The organism is Streptomyces sp. NPDC048462 (genome assembly GCF_043200175.1).
In the GTDB taxonomy this organism is placed as follows: Bacteria; Actinomycetota; Actinomycetes; order Streptomycetales; family Streptomycetaceae; genus Streptomyces.
Window position 1 is genome coordinate 1 of record NZ_JBICXG010000040.1, and the last position, 25,906, is coordinate 25,906.

The window sequence follows — 25,906 nt, forward strand, 5'->3', positions numbered from 1 at the left end:
TCCACGGTCGAGTACCCACACCCTCACGAACGGCCGAATCATCACACCGGTTACGCCTCACCAGCCAACATCAACAAGATCGTGTTACGAGCTCTGAAGGCCGGCGAAAAGACGGCAGGTTCCGCCGCATTTCCCGAATCGGCCGGAAGCGGAACCAGGGAATCGGAATCACGGAACAGGAATACCGCGGGGCTCAGCCCCTGGGGAATTCTCCGCCGTCCACGATGAGATTGCTCGCCGTCAGCCACTGCGCCCGGTCGGAAAGCAGGAACAGCACCGCGTCGGCGATGTCCTCGGCCCGGCCGTCGCGCCCCAGCGGCGTGGTGTCGGCTGCGTTGGTCGGACCGGGCGCCCCTCCCATGCGCGCGGACACCTCCGCCCACTGTTCGCGGGTCGCCTCGCCGCCCGGAGTGGCGGTCCTGCCGGGCGACACGGCGTTCACCCGGATTCCGAACGGGGCCAGCTCCACCGCCAGGCCCTGGCTGTACTTCTCCAGCGCCGCCTTCGCCGCCACGTAGTGCAGGAACGGCCCGACCGGGGTGAGGACCGCCGCCGAGGAGATGTGCACGATCCGCCCCGAACCGCGGTCCCGCATCCCCGGCACCAGCAGCGAGTCCAGCCGTACCGACGCCAGGAAGTTCAGGTCCAGCGCGTCCTGCCACTCCTCGTCGGAGATGGCCAGAGCGCCTTCGTGGGGCCGCGCGCCGCCCGCGTTGTGAACCAGGATGTCCACCCCGCCGAGCACCTCCCGCGCCGTCGCGGCGAGCGCCTCCGCCCCGGCCCGTGTCCGCACGTCGGCCGCGACGAACCGGGCGCCGTCCGGCACGGTGCCCGTCGCCGACCTGGCGGTCGTCAGGACCTCGGCGCCCGCGTCCAGGAGCTGGCGCACGACGGCCGCCCCGATTCCGCGGGAACCGCCCGTGACCAGAGCCCGCTTTCCGGCGAGTTCCGGAGTCCCCGATCCGTTCCCGGATTCCTGCACGGATTCTTTCCCTGATCCATTCTCGACTGTGGTCATGCCACCGGCCCTCTCGATCGTTGGTGAGTCCGCTCGACGGGACGGTTCGCCGTGCGCAGGGCGCGAATTCCGAAGAAATGGCGGCGCTTATCCCGTCGAGCTGGTTCACGGTACGACCGAAATGGAGCGCGGGACAAAGACGAAAAGGCAGCAGACGCTATAGGGAATTCCTATGCCGCCTCTCAGTTGCCCGCGCCGAGGCCGGACATGAAGGCGGACGGGTACCGGTCTCCGCGGGCCGCGCCGAGCGGAACCGCCTTCTCGATCTCGGCGAGGTCGTCGGCGGTGAGGCGCACGTCGAGCGCGGGCAGCGCCTCGGCCAGCCGTTCACGGGTGCGCGCGCCGACCAGGGGCACGATGTCCTCACCCTGTGCGGCCACCCACGCGATGGCCAGCTGGGCGACGGTGCAGCCCTTCGCCCCGGCAACCCGGCGCAGCGCCTCGACGAGGGCGAGGTTGTGATCCACGTTGGCCGCCGAGAACCGGGGACTGTGCCCGCGCGCATCGCCGGGCCCTGCGGCGTGGCCGGCCGACCAGTGCCCGGAGATCAGGCCCCGGCTCAGAACGCCGTACGCGGTCATCCCGATGCCCAGCTCCCGCAGGGTGGGCAGGATCTGTGCCTCCACCGCGCGGGAGATCAACGAGTACTCGATCTACAGGTCGGCGACCGGGTGCACGGCGTGCGCCCGGCGGATCGTCGCCGCGTCGACCTCTGAGAGGCCCAGGTGGCGCACGTGTCCGGCGTCGATCATCTCCTTGATCGCGCCCACCGTCTCCTCGATCGGGACCTCCGGGTCCAGCCGGGCCGGCCGGTATACGTCGATGTGGTCGACGCCCAGCCGGGTCAGCGAGTAGGCCAGGAAGTTCTTGACCGCCTCGGGGCGGCAGTCCTGCCCGCCGAACGCCGGGCCGGGCCCGCGCAGCATGCCGAATTTGACGCTCAGCCGGTAGCTGTCCCGGTCACGGCCGCGCAGCGCCTCGGCGAGCAGCAGTTCGTTGTGGCCCATGGCGTAGAAGTCGCCCGTGTCGATCAGCGTCACACCGGCGTCCAGCGCGGCGTGCACCGTGGCGATGCTCTCCGCGCGGTCCGCCTCGCCGTACGCACCGGACATGCCCATGGCTCCCAGGCCCAGGGCGGAAACGGTCGGGCCGCTGTGGCCCAGGGTTCGCGTCTGCATCGCGCTCTCCTTCGTCGTCGGTCCTTCCTTCCACTGTGGGCGGGATCAGCCGTGCACGGGAGAGGAGCGTTCATCCAGGGAGCGGCGCTCCCTGGATGGTCTGCCGTCCGGGCGCGACCATGGAGGTATGCAACGTGAACAGCTCGCCGACTTCCTGCGCCGCCGTCGCGAGGCGATCCGTCCCTCGGAGGCGGGCGTCACCGCCGGCCCGCGCCGCCGCACCAGTGGCCTGCGCCGGGAGGAGGTGGCCATGCTCGCGGGCATGTCCACGGACTACGTCGTCCGCCTGGAACAGGGCCGCAGCAGCCAGCCCACGGTGCAGCTCCTGGGCGCCCTGGCCCGGGCGCTGCGGCTGTCCGATGACGAGCGCGCCCACCTGTTCCACCTGGCCGGTCACCAGCCGCCGCCCGCCGGCGGGGCCGACCGGCCGGCCCGCGCCGGCCTGATCCGCATGATCGATCTCCTCGGCGAGACCCCCGCCATGGTCCTGTCCGACCTGGGCGAGATCCTCGCCCAGAACCGGACGTCCGCCCTGCTCACGGGCGATGCCGATTTCACCGGCGACCGCCGCTACACCGTCTACCGCTGGTTCACCGACCCGGCCGCCCGTAGCGGCGCTCCGGCAATGGAACGGGAGCATCACGCCCGCCAGCTGGTGGCGGACCTGCGCGCCGCGGCCGGCCGCCGCTCCGGCGACCCGACGGTCACCGGTCTGGTCGATCGGCTGCGGGCCGCGAGTGCGGACTTCGGCCGGCTGTGGGACGAGCACGAGGTGGCGGTCCGGCGCGCCGACCGCAAGATCATCCTGCATCCCCGGGTGGGACCGATGCTCATGGACTGCGAGACCCTGCTCACTCCGGACCAGCGCCAGCAGCTGCTGGTCCTCACCCCGGCGGACCCCGAGACCCGCGAGCGGCTGGACCTGCTGCGGGTACTCGGCACCCAGTCGTTCCCCACCGAGCCAAGCGAGCACTCCGAGCGCACCGACCCGCCCGCCGGCTGACCTGCCGGACCGGTGACCGGCCGCCCGGTCGGAGCCGTACGCGCGTGCGCATCCGGGCCCGCATCCGCAACCGTGTACGGCTCCGTGGCCGGTGCACGACCTTCAACACCCCTACATTCCTTGGTTACTTGCTCGCACCCGACAGGCAGGGGTGCGCGCCCGCGACGCCGCTGATCGAGGCCCTTCAGATCCTGCGGGAGCTGAACGCCACCGGCGCCCGCAACGTCCCCGACGGCGCCCCGACGCTGTTCGTCCCGACCCGCTTTCAGGGCTACCTGGATGAGGCCGCGGCGAAGGGGGACGCGACCGCCTACCGGCACTACTGGGAGCTGTGCACGCTGCTCGCGCTGCGCGACGGGCTGCGCTCGGGGGACGTGTACGTGCCCGGCTCGCGCCGCTACGACAACCCGGCTGCCTACCTGTTCAAGCCCGCCCAGTGGGTCACGCACCGGGCCGAGTTCTGCCGTCTGGTCGGGAAGAGCCCCGACGCCTCCGAGGCGTTGCCGCTGGTGATGGACGAACTGGACGAGGCTCTCACCGACCTGGAGGGCACCCTCAAGCAGGGTGACGGGCCGGTCCGGCTCAACGACGCGGGCGAGCTGGTGATCTCGCCGCTCACCGCGGAAGACATCCCGTCCGAGGCCGAGGAACTGCACGGCGAGCTGGAGCGGATGCTGCCGAACGTGCCGATCGTCTCGCTGCTGGTGGAGATGGACCGGCACACCGGCTTCCTGGACTGCTTCACACACGCCGGCGGCAAGCAGGCCCGCTCGCCGCAGCTCAAGCGGAATCTGATCGCCTGCCTGATCGGACTGTCCACGAACATGGGGCTGCACGGGATGGCCTCCTCCTGCGGCATCCCCTACGACGTGCTGGCGTGGACCGCAGAGTGGTACATCCGCGAGGACACGCTGCGCGAGGCGAACATCTGCCTGGTCAACTACCACCACCAGCTGCCCATGACCGCGATGTTCGGCTCCGGCACCCTGTCGTCCTCGGACGGACAGAGGTTCCCCACCCGCGGCAAGTCGATCACCGCGCGGCACCTGAACAAGTACTTCGTGAACGAGGGCATCTCCACCTACACGCACGTCTCCGACCAGCACTCCACCTTCGGCACGAAGGTCATCGTCGCCACCCACCGCGAGGCCCACTACGTGCTCGACGAGATCCTCGGCAACGCCACCGACCTGCCGATCACCGAGCACGCCACCGACACGCACGGCGTGACCCTGGTCAACTTCGCCCTGTTCGACCTGGTCGGCAAGCAGCTCTCCCCGCGCATCCGAGACCTCGGCAAGATCACCCTGTACCGGATGGGCGGAAAGGACGACTACGAGGAACGCTTCCCCACTGCGGGGCCGCTGCTGACGAAGAAGGCCAACCTCGACCTGGTCGCCGACCACTGGGACGACCTGCTCCGCCTCGCCGGATCGCTCAAGTACGGGCACGCCACCGTCTCCCTGATCGTCGGCAAGCTCTCCGCGTCCTCCCGGCAGAACGCGCTCGCTGCGGCGCTCAAGGAGTACGGAGCGATCCGCAGGACGATCTACGCGGCGAAGTATCTGTCCGATCCGGTGTACCGGCGCAAGATCGCGAGGCAGCTGAACAAGGGCGAGTCGATCCACGCGCTGCGCCGTCAGCTCCACTACGCCCGCGAAGGCAAGGTGAGTCGGCGCCAGCCCGAGCAGCAGAACGCGCAGGCGTGGTGCCTGACCGTCGTGACCAACGCGGTCGTGTGCTGGCACACCGAGTACATGGGCCTGGCCGTGGGCGAACTGCGCGGTGCTGGCCGTGAGGTGGACGCCGAGGTCCTGGCCCACATCTCCCCGGCCCGCAGCTCGGCGGTCAACTACTACGGCTCCATCACCGTCGACTACGACCGAGAACTCGCCCAGCTCGACGACCAGGGCCACCGGCCCCTGCGGACCGTGTCCGTCGACGAGCCCGGAGCCGGGCTGTAGGGCGCATGACCGCGCACCAAACAGCGCCAAAGGCAGTCGGGTTGGGCGTGTCGGCGCCTGGGGAGCTGGCCGAGGAGCGAACGGACGCGTGAGCCAAGGTCAGTTCTTCCGTGCGGTGAGTACCGGCCCGAACCTGAGCCGGCGGCGCAGGGACCAGTCTTCTCTATTCCTCGGTCTTGGTGCCGTATGTGTGCTGAATGGTGGGGACGTTGGGGGCGCGCCGCATGGCAGGCGGCAGGGGCGTCCCAGGCAGGGCCGGTCGGCCCAGCATGCGCCCTGGCGGCCTCGGGGCTGCAGGGTGGGGACGGGGTGGGGGGTCGGGGGGTCGGGGGTTCGACTGCTGTCTTCGAGCCGCAGGGTGAGCAGCGGGCCGTTGACGGTGTCGGCGTCGAGTTCGGCCCCGGTGTGGTGGGCTACGGCTCCCAGTACGGGAACCAGGCCGGGGTACTCCTCGCTCGATGCATCGAGTCGTTCCTGCACCGCATCCCACCAGGGGTGCGGTGGATTCGGTTTGGTGTGGGTGAAGCCGGGCTCGAACCGCTCGGTGCACTGTCCGTCACGCCAGTGAGCGAAGCCGTTCATGCCGTCCCCGCCGAGCAGGACGCTGAAGGTCTCTGTGCGGTGGGACAGTGCGGACAGGGGGCCTGGCATTATGCCCATGACCCCGTAGTCCTCAAAGCAGAACGACCAGTTACCCAGCGCCCCGGCACGCAGAACTGATCCCTCCGGCAGGCTGCTGTCGTTCAGCTGGGCGGCTTGCTGTCGGGTGAGGACCTGGGCGGTTGGTGTGTCAGCCCCGTACCGGGCGAGCACGTCTTCCGGCGTGATGCCGCGGGTGAAGGTCACGCACCACATCACGGCGTGCGGATCTTTGGCCCATGCCCACGGCCTGGTCGTGGAGTCTTCCACGAGTGTCTCCTCTGGCTGCTACGGGTCGGGGCCCCGAGAGCCATCCTCGGGGCCCCACCGTGGTGGTGCTGTGAAGTGTGTCAGGCGACGATGTTGACGTTGTACTTTTCGGTGTCGAGGACGCGCTGGTTCTTGACGAACGCACCGTACTTGCCGCCAGCGGACTCGTTGGCGTCCAGGGCGACGTGGCCACGCACGCACGGCTCGGTGCAGGTGACCGGTTTGTCAGCGCGGGCCTCGTAGATCATCCACTGGCCGTTCTCGTAGAGCGGGAGGATGTCAGCGCACTGGGCACCGTCGGTTCCCCCCTCGAACGAGCCGGCGAAGGGGAATTCGTCACACGAGTCGTTCGGGACGTAGTCGGGCATGGGCACGAACGGGTCGCTGCTCTGGGAACCGCACGTGCGTGCACGGTTGGCGGCAGAGAGGCCATCTGCCCGGCTCAACGGGGCCCAGTCACGCAGGTAGCCCTGAGCGAAGCTGTAGACGGCGGCGGCCGAACCGTGCTTCGGGTCGGAGAGCGAGTACTCCAGGTAGGCCCGCCGCTCGGGAATGACGCAGCCGGGCGTGGACAACTCGGCGTCGCAGCGGAGCTTCGCCTCGGCCGGGCTGTCCCAGTTCACGTTCGGCTGCGTGGGGATGCTGCCGGTGGTGGTGACGTACATGTGGTACTTGGTCTGGAAGCTGTCCCGCGTACCCGATGCCACGTTGCTTTTGTAGGTCACCGAACCCGACGCTTGAGCACCGAGACCCAGCGTCTTCGCCCCGGCCCAGGGGCGGTTGCTGGTCGGAGAGCAGGCGGAGGTGCAGTTCACGTCGAAGGCGATGTTGAGGTTCTTCACCTGGCCGGTCACGGCGGTCACCTTGACGGTGAGCAGCTCGTTCCAGGTGGTGCTGGTGGAACTGAGGTCCATGCTGCTCTTGACATCCATCCGGCCGGTGCCGAGGACTGCGCCCTTGTCGCTGTAGAGCGTGTATGTGGTCTGCATACCGTTCAGACAGATCCCACCGGTCCGGGTCCAGCCCCAGTAGCCCGGCTGAGTGATGGCGCAGGCTTCAGCAGCGGCGACCTGCTCGGCAGTCCGCGCGGCGACGGTGCTGGCGCTCTCCAGCGGCTTGGTCTCGACGCATGCCTTGACCGCGCCGCCCAACGCAGCCCGGGCGGAGGACGCGATGGGGGAGCATGACTCGCCGGTGGAGACCTTCACTTGGTTCTGTTCAGGCTCCGCTGACGGGAGGTCAACAGGCTTGATCGCGCCGAGCGCCTGCTGTCTGTTCTCAGGCTGCTGCCCCTGGTCGGCGGCCGTGGCACTACCGGCCACGGCGAGGGAGGCTACTGCTGCCAGCGATGCGGCTGCCGAGAGTATTCGCCAGTGTGGCGATTCATCAGTTTCCGTCCGCGGAACAATGATTCATGTTATCCGCACAAATGTGCGGGCGTCGTGAGGGACCCTACGGATGGAAGTCGCATACGCGCGGGGACTGGCTGAAGGACGGCGCTCGACGTTCGATTCTTGGCCTACGTAACGGTCTTGCGGACAGGCGGTCCATGCGCTTTGCGAGTGTCGGCAAACGATCGAATGACGACAGGCCGGGTGTGCGTCCAATCGACCCTGGATTTTCTGGGGTTCGGGGCGGTGCGAATCCAATCGGGTCCGATGGCCGTTGATGACAGGGTTAGACGACAGGCAAGATCCGATCCACCGTATGGAAGGGCCCCAAGATGGCGAACCTGGTCTACAAGCGGGTCTCGACCGACCAGCAGTCGACCGACCGGCAGAACCTCGTCCTTACCGGGGCCGGGATCGACGAGCCGGTCGTCTTCGAGGAAGAGGCCGGCACCTCTAGCCGCCTCCACCCGCTCCAGCGGACGAAGTTCGCCGAGCTTCTGACGTACGCGCGGCCCGGCGATGTCGTCCACGTCTCCGAGATGTTCCGCCTCGTGCGCGGCACCGGCCACATCCTCGACGTGCTCGACGTCCTGCACCGCGAGCGCCTCGCCCTGCAGATCCACGACGGCGCGTTCTCCGCGATGGACCTCACCGCCCGTCACCCGCGCACCGGAGAATTGGTGTCCACGGTGAAGTTCATGGTGCAGACCCTCGCGGCCGCTGGCGAACTCCAGCGCGACCTGCAGAGGGAGCTGACCTTCGACGGACTGCGGGCCGCCGAAGCCAAGGGCAACAAGGGCGGACGCCGCCCCGTGGTCACCGCGGCGACGGCCGTCGCCGTACGCGCCGCCTACCTGGAAGGCCGGTCCATCGCCGCCCTGGCCCGAGACCACCACGTCAGCCGCGGCGCCATCCGTACTGCCGTCGCCGACCTCATGCCCGACCACACCCCCGACGCAGCGCCCGCCCCGGCTCCAGAGGTGCCGGTCACCCTCGACATGCCGGGCAAGGTCGCTGACTACCTCCGCGCCGCCGAACTCGACGACGCCGAGCGCGCCGCGCTCGACCAGGGCGTCGCCGTACGACGCGGCCAGGGCTACACGCTCCGCGTCCCCGCCGTGCCCGCGGTCCATCGCCAACTCCTCAGCCGCTGCCAGCCGCTCGACGCCCCGGCGTCGATCCCGGCCCAGCGCAAGGCCCGCCGCGAGTACGAGAACCGCGTCAGCACCCTGGACCGGTGAACAGCCCCGCTGCGGCTACGCTGATCTGCCGTCTGAGCTGGACCGCAGCCGCATAGCGTTGTTTTCTCCGCGAGAACTACTGGGACCCCGAGGAGGGCGCGCGGAAGCTGGTCGCGGAGATCCTGGCCGACCCGACACAGGACGACCAGATGGGCGGCGCGGGCCTCGTCTCGGACCTCACCGTCCTCACCGGCGTCCTCACCTTCCTCCGCCTGCACGTCAACTTCCGCTTCAAGCGCGACGACGGACGCAACACCGTCGAGTTCCGCCTCGAGAAGAAGCCCCTCACCGACGGCACCCTCACCGCCCTCGTCCGCACCGTGCTCAGCCTGATGAACCGCGAGCAGTGACGGGAGGCCCGTCCTCGTACCCGTCGGCAGCCGTCCCCCGCCCTCAGCCGCCGAAGGACCAGGGCCCGAAGCGTCCCCAGGCCGTGAGGACGGCCAGGGCGAGATAGACGGAGTTCAGCAGCACCAGCCCGGGCTGACCGAGGCGCCCGTGGGTGATCATCGCGCCGGTCATGAGGACGACCCAGCAGCCGGCCGTCACCGGCACCATCACCGGTGCCGTGTCGAGCGCGGCAGGCAGGATCAGGCCTGCCGCCGCCAGGAGTTCGAGGACGCCCAGGGTCTTGATGTAACCCGCGCCGACATCCCGCGTCCACTCCCCTCCGTGCTGTGCGGCCAGCCTGGCCCTGGGAACGAAGGTCTTGCTGATGCCGCCGGCGAGGGCGACCGCGGCCAGTAGTCCGGCGGCGATCCAGAGGGTGAGGTTCATGGGTGGACTCCTGGTCCTGTGTGACGGCCTTGCGGGAAGTGAGCGACGTGAAGCGGCTGCCGGCCGATGAACGTCGGCATCGACGCCGATGCCGATGCCGACGTCGGCATCGGCATCGGCATCGGCATCGGCATCGGCATCAAACGCAGGTGATCGTCAGAGCTGCCCGGGCTCGTGGCGCACGGGCCCGGGATGCGAAGCCGGCGCCCCTGTGAGCGGCGTGGCGTCGGCGTACCTGACCTCGTAGACGCGTTCGCTGAACTTCCAGCCGTCGGGGGTACGCCGGTAACGGTCGTGGTACAGGGCCCAGTTGCCGTGCGAACTGCCGTCACGCATCCGCCCGAACTCGTGGATGTACACGCGTCCCCGCGCGGTGTCGCCGTCGATCCGGACGGCACCGGGGTGGACGGTCTGCACGAAGAACTCCCACAGCCCCTGGCCCCACTCGATCGCCTCGCGGATCTCCTCGCGGCCGACGAACTCCTTGCCGATGTGCGGCCACCGCATGGCACCGTCGGGTGTGAACAGCGAGGCGAAGCGGTCGAACTCGCGCATCATCACCGCATCGGTGACCTCGGCGCACAGCGCCTCGATCTCGACTCGATCGGCGACCGCCTGCAGACTGCTCATCGGGACTCCCTGCCTCATCGATGCGTCGGCCAGGCGCCGTTCGCCTGCCCTGTGGATGGTGTGTCCAGCATCGATGCATGTCAGAGGCGGAACAAGGACGAGCCCGTGGGGCGGTCCATAACACGGGGGTTATGCATGGAGCTTCGGGACATCGACATCTTCCTGACGCTGGCCGAGGAGCTGCACTTCGGCCGCACGGCGCAACGGCTCCACGTTTCCCAGGCCCGCGTCAGCCAGGCCATCGGCAAACAGGAACGGCGCCTGGGCGTGACCCTGTTCGACCGCACCAGCCGGCGCGTGACCCTGACCCCGGTCGGCCGACGGCTGCGCGAAGACCTCCAGCAGGCCGTCGATCTCCTCCACGCAGGACTCGCCCGCGCCCAAGCGGCGGGCCTCGGCGCGGGCCGGACCCTGCGCCTGGGCGTCTTCGGCCACGCCGGACACGAACTGCGGCCCCTCGTGGACGCGTTCCGCGTGCGTCATCCCGGCTGCGACATCCAGTTCGGCGAGATCAACGGCAACGACGCGTTCACCGCCCTGCGCGACGGGAAGCACGACGCGCACGTGCTGTGGCTGCCCGTCGCCGAACCGGACCTCACCGTCGGCCCCACCGTCCTCACCGGAGGCCGCGTGCTGGCCGTGTCCGCAGACCACCCGCTCGTCGCGCGCGGCGCCGCGTCCCTGGAGGACCTCGCCGACAACCAGGTCGTCGACCTGGGCCCCGAGCCCCCCGAGTACTGGGTCGCCGCCATGGTCCCCCACCGCACCCCGCTCGGCCGCCGCATCCCCCGGGGCCCGGCCGCACGGACCTTCCACGAGATCCTCTCCCTGGTCGCCGCCGGGCACTGCGTCCACGTCCTGGGCGAGATCGCCGCCCGCTACAACAAGCCCCCCGGCATCGTCTTCCTCCCCCTCCACGACGCCCCCGCCCTCGAATGGGCGCTCACCTGGCGCACCAGCACCGACAACCCGGCCCTCCACGCCCTGGCCCGGACAGCGGCCGCCCTCGGCCCGACCGCGCTGTAGAAGGCGGAACGTCGACGCGGTGGAGCCTTCCCACGGCCGGGCCGCCCGTCCGACATCCCCCGGCCGGTCGTCCGGCACCGGCGTCCGATCGGCCGGACATCTGTGAGTTGCAAGTTCCACCCCCCCCCAACGACCCACTATGGGTGACCTTTTGCGCACCTGGGGGACACGCGGGGACATCTCGGAAGAGCCGTCAACACCTGCACGCTGTCCGGCGCCACGGCTCCGCGGTCCATCCCGGCCTCCTCCGTCCCTGAAAGGGTGGCTGGTGATCGAGCTCACTGATCCTCGGTTAACGACGTACGACATAGTCCTGAGCGCCGATGACCCCGCGCGAGGAACCGGACAAGGACCCGCGGAGGGCGCCGAGCCCGAGGCCCTCGCCGGCCGCTTCCGGCTAGGCGGACCGCACTCCGTCCGGCTGCCCCCCGACGAACTCGCCGCAGACCCCGAGCTCGCCCGGTACGCCGAGGAACAGGCAGCCCTCTACGAGCACCACCTGGTGCGGCTCTCCCTCACCTTCGTCCCCCAAGCGGGCGGCGCTCGGATCAAGTGCGGCGCCTCGGCCCGCAGCTCTCCCTGCTCGGCGCGGACGCCTCCCTCGGCGAGCTGACTCGGACGGTCGGCTACATCACCAATCAGCCACTCGTTCAGGCACTCGACCTCGGCGGATCGACCCCGGCCCGGGACTTCAGGGTCACGCAGAACTCGGAGGTCTGGGGTTATGCGACTGACTGGTGCGAGGCGGCCGGACGGCTCGTGGACCCTGCCCTGTTGCTCGGCCAGAGTCGGTTCGCACCGGACTCCGTGGAACGAAAAGCCTTTGGGGCATCCCTGTGTTTCCGTCACCGGGGCTGGACGCTCTCGTGACCATTGAGCCGTGCATGCACAGAGAGGGGCATTGGCTCGCATACAGGTTCCGCCCTGAGTGGGGGGAGGAGCTTCACGCCTGTCTCAAGCATCTGGACAGCAAGGCGGTCACGGAATTCGCCCGCACACTCGCCGCCACCTCTGCTTACTTGATCACCAACGCTGATCCTCATACCGAGTAGCGCTTGAGACCGTGCGGTACTCAGTAGTGGTAACGAGCTGCCAGAATCACGATCTCCTTGTCCGTGACCAAGTAGACGAGACGATGCTCGTCGTCGATCCGCCTCGACCACGCCCCGGGCAAGTGATACTTCAGCGGCTCCGGCTTGCCGATGCCCGCGAAGGGGTCGCGTTTGACGTCCACGATGAGCTTGTTGATCCGAGTGAGCATTTTGCGGTCGTTCTTGAGCCAGGACGTGTAGTCCTCCCAGCCCTGGTCCTCGAAGACAAGCCTCACTCGGCACCCGCATCAGAGTCCGCTGCATCCGGATCGATCAGCACGCGCTCCGACACGTTGACGTTTCCCAGGGCGTTCTCGTACGCCTTGAGCAGTCGCCGTGCGTTCGCGGGCGAGCGCAGTAGGTACGAGCCCTCGCGCAGTGCCGCGTAGTCCTCGGCCGAGACGAGCACGGCGTTCCCGTGCTTGGACACGATCTCGATGGCCTCGTGATCGTCGTTGACCTGCTTGATCAGCGGAAAGAGAGCCTTGCGGGCTTCGCTCGCGGTTATCGACATGACTTGACCCTTCCCATCATGTGGTACGCAATAACGTACCACTCTCGACGCCCTTCGGTGGGGCCTGGTAGCTGACGGGGTAACAAATCCCCCAGCGCCATCCCAGCCCGGGGAACGTCATGGGGTCGACTCCCGGAGGAGCCGACCCCATCTGACCTGCAGGCTTGCCAGGTCGCCGACGTGGTGTTATTTCATCCGCTCACACGTTGAAGCGAACTCCACCACAACAGCTCTGACCTGCGGTTATGTGGGCGCATCCCAGCACCATCCCAGCACGGGATTCACTGCAAAGTACAAGAAGATCCAGAAGCGCCAAGACTACGCGCCAGCGCCGCCCCGGATACAGGCCGCGCAGCACTCCAGACGCTGTAATAGTTCCTGTACTAGACTTACGGCCATGAAGTCACCTCGCCCCGGCGGCACGGAGAACATCTCCGTCTCAATGCCATCGGAACTCCTCGGTGCTCTGCGCACCCGTACCGGTAAGCGCGGCGTGTCCGCGTACGTGACGGCGGCGGTGCAGCATCAGCTCGCCATGGACGGCCTCGCCGAGATCGTGGCCGCCTACGAAGCCGAGCACGAACCGCTGAGCGAAGCCGAGATCCAGGCCGCGCAGCACGAACTGTTCGGTGACGCACCGGCGCCGTACGCGTCGAACGACAGCGCCGCATGAAGGATCCCGCGGCCAGGTCCCTGGTTCTGGACTCCCAGGCACTGTCGCTGCTGCTGCGTAACGACCGCCAGATGGCCACCCGGATCGAGGCCGCGCGGCGCGTAGGCGTGCCCGTCCTCGTGTCGGCCCTGACGGTGGTGGAGGCCGTCTACGGGAAGACGGACACCGCCCGGCTGCGCTGGCTTCTCTCCCGCCTTGAGGTCCGGGACGTCACCCAGGCGGACAGTCTCACCGCGGTGCAGCTGCTGAGCGACGCCGGCGGCCTGCACGGCCACAAGTACGCCATCGACGCCCTCGTCGCCGCGATGGCGCTCCGCTCCCCAGCGCCCGTCCTTGTGCTGACCTCGGACCGCGACGACTGGTCGAAGCTGTGCGGCGACCGCGTACAGATCAAGGATGTCTGAGCTCGGCGCCTACCCTTTGTCGGGTCGCGCAGCGGAGCTGGCTTCCCGGGACGTCAGGGATTCATATCCCGCCACCCCGGCAGAGAAACACCAGGTCAAGGGTCCGATTCGGAAACGGATCAGGCCCTTCCTGCGTCTCCGGTAATCGTTTGGGAGAAATCTGGGAGAAGAGCTTGGTCGGAGTCTTCCCGTCAGGAGGTCCGGGGTCGCCCTGCCCGGCCTGCCGAGCCCGCCCCTGAATGTGCGCGGCAGCGAATCCACGCCGCGCGGCGCCCCGACCCTGTCACCACTGCTCGTCGACGCGGGCGTGATCACCCGTTTCATCGGGCGGTCTCCGCGACAGCCGGCACGGCCACCGCGAAGTGAAGCCCCGGCGCTCTCAGCCCGGGGCTCGGAGCGAGTCGAGAGCCGCATCGACGGTGCGGCTCAGGGAACGCGCGTCGCCACCCGCCTGCGACCGCGTGTTCACCCCGTACGCGAGCAGCGCGAGCAGATCAGCCGCAGAGACCGGATCGACAGAAGGCGCCAACTGTCCATCTCTTCTTGCTGCTTCGAGCGCGGAGCGCAGCGCGGCGCACAGCCCTTGGTGGTGCCGGTCGAGGACAGCCCGCACGTCCAGGTCGCCGCTCTCCGCGCCCGCGTGCGCGTTGGACACCAGGCAGCCCCAGCGCGCGTGCTCTCCCGACGTGCGCGCGCTGATCAGGCTGCGGAAGAAGTCCGCGACCGCGGGCAATCCCCGCCTGTCCTCGGCGAGCTGCCGGAAAACGGGCTGCGAGCGAGCCGCCACATAGCGGTTCAGTGCGGCAAGGTACAGCTGCTGCTTGCCGCCATATGTGGAGTAAAGACTGGAGCGGTTGAGCCCCGTGGCGTTCACGATGTCCTGCACGCCGGTAGCCGCCACACCCTGCTTCCAGAACAGGCGGACCACTGCCTCCAGGGTCGCGTCCGGATCGAAGTGCTTGATGTCCGCCATTCCTCACCTCACCACCATCTTGGAACAGTGGTTTCAAGATACCGCCCCGACCGCTATCTTGAAACGACCGTTCCAAGTTCTCGGGGCGGGCTCTTCACACCTGCCCCCCACAGGAAGGACACCGCCCTCATGACTCTCAACGCAGAACTGCGCGCCTTCTACGACGCCCGCCAGCAACAGATCCCCGCCGAGGTACGCGAGATCATGCAGCGGGCCGGCGCTGAACTCGCCGCGTCCGGTCAGACCCACCGCGCCCTCGCCGCCGGAGCGCAGGCTCCGCGTTTCACGCTCGCATCCGCGACCGGCGAGACCGTCACCCTCGACCGGCTCCTCGCCCAAGGCCCGGTCGTGCTCACCTTCTACCGCGGCGCCTGGTGCCCGTACTGCAACCTCGCGCTGCGCTCCCTGCAGCAGCACCACACCGGCATCACCGACCGCGGTGCCCAACTCATCGCCGTCTCCCCGCAGATCCCCGACGAATCGCTGTCTCTGACCGAGAAGCACGCCCTCGACTTCACCGTCCTCAGCGACGTCGGCTCCGTCACCGCCAAGTCATACGGCCTCGCCTTCGACCTGCCGGACGACCTCGCCGCCGTCTACGACAAGCTCGGCTTCGACCTTCACCGGGTCAACGGCGGCCACCCGCGCACCCTCCCGATCCCCGCGACGTACGTCATCGACCAGAGCGGCACCATCCGCTGGGCGTTCGCCGACACCGACTACACCAAGCGCGGCGAACCGGCTGACATCATCGCCGCGCTCGACGCCCTGCACTGACGCGCCGTCCTTCAGGCAGCCGCCCTGGACTGGCTGAAGGTGCGCCGGTAAGCACCCGGCGTGGTGCCCAGATGCGCCCGGAAGCGGCGGCGCAGGTTGACAGCCGAGGTGAGGCCGACGCGGGTGGCGATGGCCTCGACCGGCAGGTCGGTCTGCTCCAGCAAGACCCGGGCTGCATCGAGGCGTTGGCGCAACAGCCACTGCCCCGGGCTGACGCCAAGCTGTTCGCTGAAACGCCGGGCGAGGGTCCGGCTGGAAAGACCGGCTCGTTCGGCGAGCCGGTCCAGGGTCAGCGGAGAGTCGAGTCGGGGCGCGACCCACTCAAGGAGGGGCGCCAGTGACTCGTCCGCCCTCGCCGGGGCGGGCTGTGCAGCGTACTGGAGTTGGCTGCCCTCCCGGTGCGGGGGCAGGACCATGTTCCGGGCGATCTGTGCGGCGTAGGCGGCGCCGCGGTCGCGGCGCACCAGGTGCAGGCAGAGGTCAATGCCCGCGCCGGTTCCGGCGCTGGTGGCCACGTCGCCGTGATCCACGTACAGCACGTCGGGGTCGACCTCGATGTGGGGGAAGGTGGCGGCGAGCCGGTCCGCGTGGCGCCAGTGAGTGCTGACACGGCGGCCGTCGAGCAGTCCGGCATGGGCGAGAACGAACGCCCCCGTGCAGATGGCGACGATCCTGACTCCGCGCCGGTAGGCGGCCTGAAGCGCCGCGATGACGGTCGGCGGCACCGGCGCACTGGGCGTCTGCCAGCCGGGGACGATCACGGTGTCCGCCTCCTCCAACACCTCAAGCCCCGCGTCGACGAGCATCGGGTAACCGACAGTGGTCCGCAGCGGTCCGGGGCGCTCGGCACAGATCTGGAAGCTGTAGCGGGCCGGTACATCCGGCAGGACGGTGCCGAAAACCTCGGCAGCGCAGCCGAGTTCGAAGGGCGACTGCGGCGCATTGAGCAGCGCCACCACCCGGTGAAGACTCATGGCAAGAATGTACCCTCAGATGTCTTTTTGGACTCTCGGCGGGAGAGATCCGCTCCGGCCACAGTGGTCCCATGAGTGAACCCACCGAAACGACAGTGGTCAGGAGCGCGGTCCAGGTCGACGGCGAATCGGCCAGCTATCTGACCGCCGGGCGGCAGGACGGCCGGCCCGTGCTGCTGCTGCACGGAACGTACTGGAGCCGGGTCTGGCTCCCGGTACTGGACCACCTCGCCGACGCGGGGCTGCGGCCGATCGCGGTCGACCTCCCCGGACTTGGGCGCTCGGGCGGGGAACTCACCCCGGAAACGGCCACGGTCCCGGCCCTCGCGGACTGGATGACACGGTTCGCGTCCGCGCTGAAGCTCTCCGGACCGATCGCCGTGGCAGCCCACGACATCGGCGGCGCCGTCGCCCAGTACCTCCTCGCCCACGACCGGCTGGACATCTCCCGATTCGCCTTGGTCAACTCGGTGCTCTATGACTCCTGGCCCGCGCCCCACGTGGGCCGGTTCCGGGGCGGGGACACCACCGAGGACGTCCTCACCAACCGCCGGCAGGCCGTGACGAGGGTGCTGGCTCGTGTCGTCACCGAGCCGCTGATCGCGGACTACGTGGACCCATGGACCGATGCGCGGGTTCGCCGCTCCTGGACGGCCCTGGCGGGCGCGGCCGACAACCGCTACACCCTTGACCTCATCCCCGCGCTGCGGCGGTCCACCACACCCAAATTGCTCATCTGGGGCGAGGACGACCTCCACGAAACGGTGGAGTACGCCGAGCGATTCACCTCGGAGATCCCGAACACCGCGCTCATCCGTATCCCCGATGCGGATCACATTCCCACCGAGAACGCTCCTGACCAGATCGGCCGCGCGCTCGCCGACTTCTTCACGGCGTAGCCCTTGGACCGCGCGCCAGCGACGCACCTACTGGTTCCAGGCTGGAGCCCCGAAGGGGCTACGAGAGCAGGCGAGGTGCCGTCCCCCGTGCGCCCTCTTCCCGGCCGACTGTGAGCCATCTCCTCATCACCGCCACCGAAGCACAAGGCCACAAGGCAGCGCTCGGAACCACACAAGGCGCGCCCCCGCCCCATCGGCGCCGCAAGGCGCCACCGCACTTCACCATCACCGCCCAAGGCGAAAGCAACGGATTCCTCGTCCTTCAAGAACAGGACCGCAGCGAACACGTCCCCACGGACAAGGAACTCGCCGACGCCAAGGAGTACTCATGGATGCGCATCGCCCGCTTCGACTAAACCCCCTCCAGCCGGCTGCGTTTCATGCTCCGCGACAGCAGCCCGCACCGTGCAAGCGAATGGGCCGACCTCCCCGACCGGCTACTGGAAGAACAACTCGCCGAGATCGTGCAGGAGGTCGGTCTCCGTGGCGAAGCCGCGGAGCGTAAACGCCTTGCAGGCCAGCAAGCCAGAGAGGTACATCAAAAGCGCTGGAAAGTCGCCACGCAGGAAGCCCGCGCCGCCTACGCCTACCGCGTCAAACACCTCGGAGAACAGGCAGACGCCTGGTACCAGGCCAGCCGCCTTGCCAAATACATCGCAGCAGTACGCGACCACGCCACATCACTGTCGCCCGGGCAGGAACGGACCGAGATCGAGGAGTGGCTCGCGTTCGCGAACACGTACCTCCAACACCTCACCGAATCGGCCTCAGCACCGAAACTGCCCGCACCACCGAAGCCCAGCGGGAACGATCTCAAGCCCCCTCGGCCACTGAAGCCCCTACGGGCCCCACTCCTACTAAGCGGCAACGTAGCGGGGATCGCCGGTTACCGAAACCGGCGATCCGACGAATACTGGCATCTCCACCGCCACGAGCCGGACCCGCTCGCCGCACAGCTTGGCCATGTCGTCGATATCGGAAGTCAGCATGACCACGGGGCGGCGCTGTCGCAGCGCGGCCTCGGCGACGGCCGCATCAATCGCGTACTTGTGTTCGTGCAACCCGGCATCCATCAGCAGCTTCGAGGCCGCCCTCGCCTCCTCATCACCGACCGGTACGACCCGCAGTCCGGAAAGCACCCAGCTCAGGCGAGACTTGTTCGTACGGGCGTTGACGGCTTCGATGATGGTGAGCGCACTGATCACGACCTCCATGCCGCGCGAGCGCGCCTCAGCAACCAGAGCCACCACCCGCTCGTCCTCGACGAGCAGCTTCAAGAGTCCCTCGCTGTCGAGGGCCAGCGTCCCCTCGTGACTCAGCCTGCGGCGGGCCACTCGGTCTCCTCGGCGAACACCCCGTCGAAGACCTGCCGCGCCCGCTGACGAGCCGGGTCGGAGACCGGCCCCTTGCGGCTCTCATAGTCCGCCAGGTACTCGTCCCAGGACCTGCCCGCGTAGCTCACGCTCGACCGCCTCGGCGATGAACACAGAGAACTCCCGCTTCCCCACCCGCGCCCGGATCGCCTCCGCAGTCCCCTCCGGCAGCGACAGGCTCACCCGCGTCGCCGGGCCTTCCCCGATGCTGTACGTCGCCTCAGCCATGCCCCGATTGTGTCAAATGAGTAGGAAAAGCGTCACGGATCGAATCCGCACGGACCCCGGAATCGTGAAGAAGTCGTGCGGATGGAGCCCCACCCGCCCGCCTGTCGTATCGGGAGATCGCCGCCCGAAACCCAGCACAGGCTCCTCGTCCCATCCCAGCACAAGCCCAGCACGGTACGGATGACCAGGGATGACGACAGGTGACGAGAGGTCAGCTATCCCAGCACCATCCCAGCACGGGAAAACGCAAAGGGCCCGACCCTGAAGAGCCGGACCCCATCTGACCTGCATGTTTGCCAGATCAGCGACGTGGTGATATGTCAGCGGCTACACGTTGAAGCGGAACGTCTGCGGGCCGTTCCTGACCTGCGTCGGAGATGTACGCAGCGCTCTGACCAGGTGTTTCTCCGTTGGCGTGCGTTGGATCCCGACGGTCGCTTACGGGTGTCCTGCGGACTCTCTGCGGACTGGCCCACGGGGTATTGACGGAGTCAAGGTGCCTGAGCAGCTCTGCAGCGATGTCTTCGTTGCCACCCTCGCTGGGCAGCGACCAAGGACCGCGCTCGCCCTTCGCAACAGCGAGGCTGCTCGCGAACCGCGCGAAGACGGCTGCTTCGCCCGCAGCCACTTCAGTCAGTGGCGTAGGCATAGTCGGGCTTAGGTATCGATGCCGTCCCGTCCCCTCGGGGCCGAGGTGGTTGCCGCGCCGTCCTGCATACCCGTGGCCCCGACTGAGGGTGAGGGGCTGCGCGCTTCAACTCGCTCCAATACCGTAGCGAGGTCGACGCCGAGATCCTTCGCGAACGCCTCGATCTCGGCCAGGGCCGAACGGAGGTCTCGGGCCACAAACCGGGTCAGTGCGTCAATGGATGCCGGGGGCTCCTTGGCCGCCGAGGCTTCGGGGCTGAGGCGTGCGATGTCCAGATTCACCTGCTTCCCGGCAAGGAGATCGGCCGCCCGGTGGCGACGGAACCGGTCGGACTCCTTACGGTGCCTGCGGTCCAGGTCGGATGGCGCAAATGCCTGTTTCTCGAAGTCGGCCAGATGCTCGGGCTTCATCGGGTTCTTCTTAAGAGTGAAGCGGCTATCGGTGCGGAGGTCGTACGTCCACAGGTCAGTGGTGTGCGGCGGGTCGTCGTCCACGCGATGTCCGGGGACTGCTTCGAAGAAGAGGACGTGGGCCTTCACCCCACCGGCGTAGAAGATGTTCTCCGGCAGACGCAGCATGGTGTGCAGGTTGTAGCCGGTGAGCAGTTCGCGGCGGACCAGATCGCCCACGCTGCCGGGACCACCCTCGTACAGCACGCCGTCAGGGACGATCACGGCTGCCCGTCCCCTGTCGGTGAGTTGGGTTCCGATGTGCTGGAGGAAGTTCAACTGCTTGTTGGTCGTGGTTTGCTCTCCCACCCAGAAGTCCGGGCGGTTGTACGTCACGTTGTCGCGGTCGTCCGCCTCGGCATCGGCTTCCTTGCCTGAGACATTGATGCCAGATCTGCGGCCGAAGGGCGGGTTGGCGAGGACCAGGCTGGCATGCCGCTGGGGGGCCTGGCCAGGGCATCGCCGACCTCGATGATCGGCTCCCCGGTCGGATCCCCGAGCGAGTGCAGGAGGCAGTTCATCGCGGCGAGGCGCGCGGTCGCGGGCACGATCTCGTGACCCCAGATCGCCTTAGTGCGCAGGCGGTGGAGGTCGTCATCCGGGAGGTCGTCGCCGTACTCCCGGGTGATGTATTCGTACGCGGAGATCAGGAAGCCGCCGGTGCCACAGGCCGGGTCGGTGATCGTGTCGTACGGCGTCGGGCGCATGCAGCGCACGATTGACTCGATTAGCGGACGGGGGGTGAAGTACTGGCCCGCTCCGGCCTTGGTGTCCGACGCGCTGCGGGCGATCAGGGCCTCGTACGCGGCGCCGTTGATGTCCGAACGGGAGTCGCGCCATTTCTCCTTGTTGATGAGGTCGGCGATCAGCCGGCGTAGGTGGGTCGGGTTCTCGATGTGGTTGCGGGCCCGGTTAAAGATCAGGCTGAGGGTGGTGTGATCGTCCTCAGCGCTGCGGCGGCCGAGGTCGGCGAGGAGCTTGCTGTACGCCTCCTCCAGAGGGTCGCCTTCGAGGTCGATGAGCTCGGGCCAGCCGCGGCCCTTCCACTCGGGAGCGGTTGGCAGCATGTGCTCGTGATCGCCCACCGGCCGGTGGGCGTTGAGCTTTTCCGTCTCATCGGCCATCTTGAGGAAGACCAGCAGACTGAGCTGCTCCAGATAGCTGGAGGCCGAGACGCCATCGTCGCGCAGGACGTTGCAGTAGTTCCACAGGCGGTCTACAAGCCGGCGGGCTTCCTGATTCACGAGTTGAACTCCAGTGGGAGGGTGGTCTGTTCGCCGTCGGTGAGGATGGTGTCGTCCGGCCTGGCAGGAGGCGGCGCAGCGGTCTCCGCTTTGTCCTTTCGGCCGGCCCGGGCTGCTTTGCGGGCCGCCTTCCGCTCGGCCTCAGCTACCTCGCGCTCGACACGGATCCGTTTGAGCAGTTCCTCCGCAGGCTCGTCCTCAGCGTCCTGGGGGACGAGGCGGCCCGAGAACGCTTCGGCGAGGAGGGTATTGCGCAGGGCAGTGATGTGGCCGAGAGCGGACGCGGCGGCGTCTCGCGCCTGTTCGAGATGCGCTCGGGCAATCTGGGCTGCCGTCACCAGCGCGGCCTGGTCCTCTCGCGTAGCTACAGGGAGTTCCAGCTCCTTGAGCTTTCGCGTGCTGAGCGTGTAGAGACCGCTGGTTGATACCGATGCCTTCTGCAGGCGGCGGGACATCGTCGGCGAATTCCACACGAATTCTAGATATTCCGGAAGCAGGTCGGCTCCATGGCGCACTCGGATCAGGTGGTTCTGGTGGACGCAATCCTTGATCTCGCTGCGCCAGATGGCAGCTCTTCCGATTTGGTCAGCGCTGCCGTTGCCCTCTACGACTAGCAGGTCTCCGTCTTCGAGGCGGTAACGGTCGATCTCGTCCCCGAAGAGCTCAACCTCGTGTACATCGGTGAGATCGAGGGTGCCGCGGCCTACGTTGGCAACGCGCAGGAATGGATAGGGATTGTCCGCCGGGCGTCGACGTGACTGTTTCTGAATTCCGCCGCGCACTTCGGCGACAGTCTCGACCGGGCGGTCCACGAGGGTAGAAGTAGCCACTCCCGGCATGCAACCGGTCGCTACTGCATCCAATACTGCAGCCCACGTACGGTCAACGTGGTCGAGCGTGACTCGCAATTTGGATTCAATGGCGTAGAGCCGGGCCATGCGGGTATCGAGGGCAGTGGCGATCCGGTGCTGTTCGGCGGTGGGGGGAACGGGAATCGGCAGTTGCTTGATCTTAGAGATGCTGATCGATGCCAGATTCACGCTCTGTTTGGCATTGGCTTCGAGCCAGGGGCGCGCAACGGAGTTGAGGTAGAGGGCAAGCAGCTTCGGCTCGATGGAAGAACCGGTGATACGAGCCCGGAACACATGGTTCTGATGGATGCAGGTGTCGATCTGCCCCTCCCAGATCCACCCTCGGCCGAGCTTGTCCCGGTCTCCGCCCTCGGTCATGAGGACATCGCCTGGCTGCAGTCGGTACCGCTCGACAGCTTCAGCCGGGACTCGAATCGTTGTCACCTCGGCGAGGTCAAGCCACATGCGCTGAACGTTCGCCACACGCAAGTACGGAACTCCGGGGAGCGCGGGGTCGCTCTGTCGCTTGGAGTCTTTGGTGACACCGCCCACGACCTCAGCCAGGTCGTCTAGCGTCGCCCACGCCCACCCCTCCGGCAGCCCTGCTCTGCCAACCCCGCCGCCGTCCTCAACCCTGCTCGCGCTCACGCACCCAGTTCCCTATCCAACTCGTCCACCAGCTCACCCGGTTTCCACCGGCTGTCCTTGAAAGCGGCCACGAAGTCGCCGTAGCCACCGGCCTCCGCTCGGCGGCCCACGTCCAGCGAGGCGACCGTCAGCGTGGCGTTGGCCGCCACCACGTTCACGACCTGTCGCAGCCATGTCCGCTGCCGGTCGTCGAAGGTGACGCCGACTGTCTCCTGGCGGGCGAGCCACGCTTCGAGACGGCCCTCCACCGTACTGCGATATGGCCGAAACTCATTCCCGTCGAGCCCCAGCTCATACCGCATCACGGACAGGAACTCGACCAGTCCGGCGTTCCGCCTTGCGGCACCCCGGGCGATATCAAGGTCCACGTACGCCTTCCAGAGCCTGGCCTCGGTCCATTCACGCTGGGTCGCCCGAACCTTTTCGATCAGCACCTTCAGCTCACGGAGCACCTCGCGGGGCGGCCGGCGCTCCTGGAAGGCGATACGCAGCGGCAGTACCTCGTCCGCGTGCTCGGCCAGGTATGCCAGCCAGTCGTCGACGACCTTTTGGGCCTCTTCGCCGTCACGCAGCCCACGCGCCGCGAGGAGCTGATCCCGACTGAGATGGTCGATCAGCAGCCAGCTGTCCCGGGCCACCCTGAGCAGCGCGGCGCGAAGCTCCTCGCTCGCGGCCAGCAGGCCCACGGCGTCGATGGTCCCCGCCTCCTCGTCCGGGGCACCGCTGTCGGCACTCACCACCGTCGGCTGCTCGGTGTCGGCGGCCCGGACCAGCGAGCGGACCAGCCCTTCATACGTCCGGCCGGTCTCCAGATGCTCCTCAATGGCTGCTCGGCCCCTCTCGTCCAGGCGGCGTCCGAGACGGCTGAGGCGGCCGGCGAGAGTGGCGATGTCGTCGGCGTGGAGCAGCTTGCCCTCCTCGCAGGCGCGCAGGAGCCGCTCCAGGCTCGGCACAGGTGGGGCATCGTCCCGCACCAGCGGGCGTGCATCGGTCTTCGGGTGCTCAGCGACGCCCACCGTATCGACGATCACGAAACGGTCCTTGTGGACTGCGTCCGCCGTGACCTTCATCAGATCGGGGTCCTTAACGGTGCGGGCCCCGCGCCCCTTCATCTGTTCGAAGTACGACCAGGTCTGGATGTCTCGCATGAAAACCAGGCACTCCAGGGCCGGAATGTCCGTGCCTGTCGCGATCATGTCGACGGTCACGGCGATGCGCAGGCCGCGCTTGTTGCGGAATTCGGACAGCGCCTCGTCGGGGCGGGAGGCCTGACTGGTGATTTTCCGGCAGAAGCCATCTCCGGCTCCCTCGAACGCAGTGCGTACGGCCTCGACGATCGCGTCGGCGTGCAGGTCGTTCTGGGCGAAGAAGAGAGTCTTGGGGACGATCTCCCGGCTCCGGATCTCGCCGGTCTCCTGATCGACGGTCGGCGGGAAGATATCGGTGAAGAGCTTGTCCCGGAAGGTCTCCACGACCAGGCGGATCTGGTCCTTTGAACGCACCCGCTGGTTGATTTCGGTGCGGACGTAGGGGTCGTCCTCCTCCATGCTCTGCCAGTGCTCGGCACGGGTCAGCTTGTGGACCTTGGCAATGACGGAGTTGACCTGCTGGATCGTTCCGTCGGGATGGGCCTCCGTGCTGAGCGCGGGAATGGTCGACCCCTGCCGGGTGATCCGTGTGTCGATTTTGTAGATGTCGTAGTCGACGTTGACGCCATCGGCGACGGCCTGTTCGTTCGTGTACTGGCTGACCAGGTTGTTGTCGAAGAAGGCAAAGGTCTGCTGGATCGGTGTTGCGGTCAGCCCGACCACATGGGCATCGAAGTACTCGAGGACCGGGCGCCACCGCCCGTAGATCGACCGGTGGCACTCGTCGACCACGATCACGTCGAAGAAGTCGGGCGGCAGCTCGGGGCAGTAGCCCACGGACGCCACACTGCCCGCCAGCCGGTCGGCCCGCTCCGTCTCGAAGTTCTCGTCGTCCTCGGCCGGCACCGGGATCCCTGTGAGTTTGCACCACAGCCGCTGGATAGTGGAGATCACGATCTTGTCCGAGTCCGCGACCGCTCCCTTGCTGAACAGGCGCAGTGGCATCTGCTCGTGCAAGGGCGTCCTGGCCCCCAACGGAACGAAGTCCCGGTACGCGTTGTACGCCTGCCTGCCCAGGTTATTGCGGTCCACCAGGAACAGCACCCGACGGGCCCCCGCGTGGCGCAGCAGGCGGTAGCTGCTCTGCACGACGGTGTAGGTCTTGCCCGCGCCGGTCGCCATCTGGATCAGGGCACGCTGGTCGTCGCGGGCAAGGGACTTCTCCAGCGCCTTGATGGACTTGTACTGCACGGCCCGCAGCCGCTTGTGGTCGAGGCGCGATGCGGGGAGCTTCCGCAGGCGGGCTCGGAAAGTCGGAGCGGTCGGCATCCGCTCGGCCTCCCGCATCCAGCGCTCCACCGTGGTGGGCTGGTGCGGGGCGAATACTCGACGGCTGCGGGCACCGCCCAGAGGGCTGTCGGGGGCGGGGGTGCCATCGAAGTGCTCAACGTCGAGCGCGTTACGGAACCTCCAGGTGACGCCATTGGTGGCGTACTGGAACGGCAAGGGGTGGGCGCCTCGCCACGCCCGCTCAGCGTGACGGCCCGCGATCCGTACGCCCTGTTCGGCAGCGGCATCGAGTAGGGCCTGTTCGTCGCCCTGCGAGGGACCGGCGGCGACAATCCCGCAGAGTCGGCGGTGCACGTACAGAGTGAAAAGGACCAGCTCCGGCGAGACCGGGGAGCGCACCGCCTCATGGGCGACACCCAGCTCTCGCTCCTCGGGTCCGTAGACCCGCCAGCCCGAGGCGGCCAGGGCCGCCTCCACCGTCTTGGCCCACTCCGGTGCGTCGCCGCTCATGGTCCCTCCCCAGCAGTTCCCAGTCCGGACCGGTCGATTGTCCGTACGCCGATTACAGCAGCCGGTGTACGCGGCCTGGGAGCATACGCAAAGATCAGGCCCGGGACTGCTGCTGTCACCAACGGTCCGTACAG

General features: G+C 67.9%; 23 protein-coding genes and 4 pseudogenes. 11 read left to right on the forward strand and 16 right to left on the reverse strand.

Annotation, left to right across the window (positions count from 1 at the left end; translation table 11 throughout):
* Window positions 1–193: 193 nt before the first annotated feature.
* A complete protein-coding gene (locus ACGFU6_RS36555; RefSeq protein WP_393616879.1) occupies window positions 194–1,018 on the reverse strand; it encodes an oxidoreductase in 825 nt (274 codons plus the stop codon).
* A gap of 182 nt (window positions 1,019–1,200) precedes the next feature.
* Window positions 1,201–2,196 (reverse strand): annotated as a pseudogene (locus tag ACGFU6_RS36560) (aldo/keto reductase).
* A 127-nt stretch (window positions 2,197–2,323) separates the two neighbouring features.
* Between ACGFU6_RS36560 and ACGFU6_RS36565 the strand changes: the two are divergent.
* Window positions 2,324–3,199, forward strand: a complete 876-nt coding sequence (locus tag ACGFU6_RS36565) for a helix-turn-helix transcriptional regulator (RefSeq protein ID WP_393616880.1) — start codon at window positions 2,324–2,326, stop codon at window positions 3,197–3,199.
* Between the two features lie 128 nt (window positions 3,200–3,327).
* Window positions 3,328–5,163 carry a Tn3 family transposase gene (locus tag ACGFU6_RS36570; RefSeq protein ID WP_393616881.1) on the forward strand — a complete coding sequence of 612 codons (1,836 nt, stop codon included), beginning with the start codon at window positions 3,328–3,330 and terminating at the stop codon, window positions 5,161–5,163.
* A 99-nt stretch (window positions 5,164–5,262) separates the two neighbouring features.
* Here ACGFU6_RS36570 and ACGFU6_RS36575 read toward each other — a convergent pair whose 3' ends face one another.
* Together ACGFU6_RS36575 and ACGFU6_RS36580 are read right to left on the reverse strand one after the other, a co-directional pair.
* On the reverse strand, window positions 5,263–6,072 hold the full coding sequence (locus tag ACGFU6_RS36575; protein ID WP_393616882.1) for a DUF6461 domain-containing protein: 810 nt from the start codon (window positions 6,070–6,072) through the stop codon (window positions 5,263–5,265).
* Between the two features lie 80 nt (window positions 6,073–6,152).
* Window positions 6,153–7,394, reverse strand: a complete 1,242-nt coding sequence (locus ACGFU6_RS36580) for a hypothetical protein (protein ID WP_393616883.1) — start codon at window positions 7,392–7,394, stop codon at window positions 6,153–6,155.
* A gap of 401 nt (window positions 7,395–7,795) precedes the next feature.
* On the opposite strand from ACGFU6_RS36580, the gene ACGFU6_RS36585 reads away from it, so the two are divergent.
* Both ACGFU6_RS36585 and ACGFU6_RS36590 read left to right on the forward strand, forming a co-directional pair.
* A complete protein-coding gene (locus tag ACGFU6_RS36585; RefSeq protein ID WP_393616884.1) occupies window positions 7,796–8,704 on the forward strand; it encodes a recombinase family protein in 909 nt (302 codons plus the stop codon).
* Between the two features lie 149 nt (window positions 8,705–8,853).
* Complete coding sequence (locus tag ACGFU6_RS36590) at window positions 8,854–9,054, forward strand: hypothetical protein (RefSeq protein WP_393616885.1); 201 nt, start codon at window positions 8,854–8,856, stop codon at window positions 9,052–9,054.
* A 43-nt stretch (window positions 9,055–9,097) separates the two neighbouring features.
* Here ACGFU6_RS36590 and ACGFU6_RS36595 read toward each other — a convergent pair whose 3' ends face one another.
* Complete coding sequence (locus ACGFU6_RS36595; RefSeq protein ID WP_393616886.1) at window positions 9,098–9,481, reverse strand: DoxX family protein; 384 nt, start codon at window positions 9,479–9,481, stop codon at window positions 9,098–9,100.
* A 156-nt stretch (window positions 9,482–9,637) separates the two neighbouring features.
* A complete protein-coding gene (locus ACGFU6_RS36600; protein ID WP_393616887.1) occupies window positions 9,638–10,111 on the reverse strand; it encodes a nuclear transport factor 2 family protein in 474 nt (157 codons plus the stop codon).
* 135 nt (window positions 10,112–10,246) lie between these two features.
* On the opposite strand from ACGFU6_RS36600, the gene ACGFU6_RS36605 reads away from it, so the two are divergent.
* Both ACGFU6_RS36605 and ACGFU6_RS36610 read left to right on the forward strand, forming a co-directional pair.
* Window positions 10,247–11,137, forward strand: coding sequence for a LysR family transcriptional regulator (locus tag ACGFU6_RS36605; protein ID WP_393616888.1), 891 nt, complete (start codon window positions 10,247–10,249; stop codon window positions 11,135–11,137).
* 268 nt (window positions 11,138–11,405) lie between these two features.
* On the forward strand, window positions 11,406–11,750 hold the full coding sequence (locus ACGFU6_RS36610; RefSeq protein ID WP_393616889.1) for a hypothetical protein: 345 nt from the start codon (window positions 11,406–11,408) through the stop codon (window positions 11,748–11,750).
* 459 nt (window positions 11,751–12,209) lie between these two features.
* On the opposite strand, the gene ACGFU6_RS36615 is transcribed toward ACGFU6_RS36610, so the two are convergent.
* The gene (locus ACGFU6_RS36615; protein ID WP_393616890.1) at window positions 12,210–12,464 is read right to left on the reverse strand and encodes a Txe/YoeB family addiction module toxin; all 255 of its coding nucleotides are present in this window, start codon (window positions 12,462–12,464) and stop codon (window positions 12,210–12,212) included.
* Window positions 12,461–12,742, reverse strand: coding sequence for a type II toxin-antitoxin system Phd/YefM family antitoxin (locus ACGFU6_RS36620; RefSeq protein ID WP_393616891.1), 282 nt, complete (start codon window positions 12,740–12,742; stop codon window positions 12,461–12,463). Before ACGFU6_RS36620 ends, ACGFU6_RS36615 begins: the two co-directional genes overlap by 4 nt.
* Before the next feature lie 397 nt (window positions 12,743–13,139).
* Between ACGFU6_RS36620 and ACGFU6_RS36625 the strand changes: the two genes are divergently transcribed.
* Together ACGFU6_RS36625 and ACGFU6_RS36630 are read left to right on the forward strand one after the other, a co-directional pair.
* A complete protein-coding gene (locus ACGFU6_RS36625; protein ID WP_393616892.1) occupies window positions 13,140–13,415 on the forward strand; it encodes a hypothetical protein in 276 nt (91 codons plus the stop codon).
* Window positions 13,412–13,819 carry a PIN domain-containing protein gene (locus tag ACGFU6_RS36630; protein ID WP_393616893.1) on the forward strand — a complete coding sequence of 136 codons (408 nt, stop codon included), beginning with the start codon at window positions 13,412–13,414 and terminating at the stop codon, window positions 13,817–13,819. The genes ACGFU6_RS36625 and ACGFU6_RS36630 overlap by 4 nt, the downstream gene beginning before the upstream one ends.
* Window positions 13,820–14,198: 379 nt before the next feature.
* Here the strand turns inward: ACGFU6_RS36630 and ACGFU6_RS36635 are convergent, their stop codons facing one another.
* Window positions 14,199–14,792: a TetR/AcrR family transcriptional regulator gene (locus tag ACGFU6_RS36635; protein ID WP_393616894.1), complete on the reverse strand. Its 594-nt coding sequence runs from the start codon at window positions 14,790–14,792 to the stop codon at window positions 14,199–14,201.
* 129 nt (window positions 14,793–14,921) lie between these two features.
* On the opposite strand from ACGFU6_RS36635, the gene ACGFU6_RS36640 reads away from it, so the two are divergent.
* Window positions 14,922–15,569, forward strand: a complete 648-nt coding sequence (locus ACGFU6_RS36640; protein ID WP_393616895.1) for a peroxiredoxin-like family protein — start codon at window positions 14,922–14,924, stop codon at window positions 15,567–15,569.
* Window positions 15,570–15,580: 11 nt separating this feature from the next.
* Here the strand turns inward: ACGFU6_RS36640 and ACGFU6_RS36645 are convergent, their stop codons facing one another.
* Complete coding sequence (locus ACGFU6_RS36645; RefSeq protein WP_393616896.1) at window positions 15,581–16,543, reverse strand: helix-turn-helix domain-containing protein; 963 nt, start codon at window positions 16,541–16,543, stop codon at window positions 15,581–15,583.
* Between the two features lie 71 nt (window positions 16,544–16,614).
* On the opposite strand from ACGFU6_RS36645, the gene ACGFU6_RS36650 reads away from it, so the two are divergent.
* Complete coding sequence (locus tag ACGFU6_RS36650; protein ID WP_393616897.1) at window positions 16,615–17,442, forward strand: alpha/beta fold hydrolase; 828 nt, start codon at window positions 16,615–16,617, stop codon at window positions 17,440–17,442.
* A gap of 110 nt (window positions 17,443–17,552) precedes the next feature.
* Window positions 17,553–17,798: a hypothetical protein gene (locus ACGFU6_RS36655; protein WP_393616898.1), complete on the forward strand. Its 246-nt coding sequence runs from the start codon at window positions 17,553–17,555 to the stop codon at window positions 17,796–17,798.
* 81 nt (window positions 17,799–17,879) lie between these two features.
* Here ACGFU6_RS36655 and ACGFU6_RS36660 read toward each other — a convergent pair whose 3' ends face one another.
* The 6 genes and pseudogenes from ACGFU6_RS36660 to ACGFU6_RS36685 all read right to left on the reverse strand — a co-directional run bounded on the left by ACGFU6_RS36660 (window position 17,880) and on the right by ACGFU6_RS36685 (window position 25,772).
* Window positions 17,880–18,116 (reverse strand): hypothetical protein, encoded by a 237-nt coding sequence (locus tag ACGFU6_RS36660; RefSeq protein WP_393616899.1) that lies wholly within the window; start codon window positions 18,114–18,116, stop codon window positions 17,880–17,882.
* A gap of 249 nt (window positions 18,117–18,365) precedes the next feature.
* Window positions 18,366–18,776 (reverse strand): annotated as a pseudogene (locus ACGFU6_RS36665) (hypothetical protein); the annotation flags it as partial.
* Window positions 18,758–19,043, reverse strand: a pseudogene (locus tag ACGFU6_RS36670) (hypothetical protein). The pseudogenes ACGFU6_RS36665 and ACGFU6_RS36670, both read right to left, overlap by 19 nt.
* Before the next feature lie 657 nt (window positions 19,044–19,700).
* Window positions 19,701–21,385: pseudogene (locus tag ACGFU6_RS36675) on the reverse strand (N-6 DNA methylase).
* The gene (locus ACGFU6_RS36680; protein ID WP_393616900.1) at window positions 21,382–22,884 is read right to left on the reverse strand and encodes a restriction endonuclease subunit S; all 1,503 of its coding nucleotides are present in this window, start codon (window positions 22,882–22,884) and stop codon (window positions 21,382–21,384) included. The pseudogene ACGFU6_RS36675 and the gene ACGFU6_RS36680 overlap by 4 nt, the downstream one beginning before the upstream one ends.
* Window positions 22,881–25,772 carry a DEAD/DEAH box helicase family protein gene (locus ACGFU6_RS36685; protein ID WP_393616901.1) on the reverse strand — a complete coding sequence of 964 codons (2,892 nt, stop codon included), beginning with the start codon at window positions 25,770–25,772 and terminating at the stop codon, window positions 22,881–22,883. The genes ACGFU6_RS36680 and ACGFU6_RS36685 overlap by 4 nt, the downstream gene beginning before the upstream one ends.
* Between the last annotated feature and the right edge of the window lie 134 nt (window positions 25,773–25,906).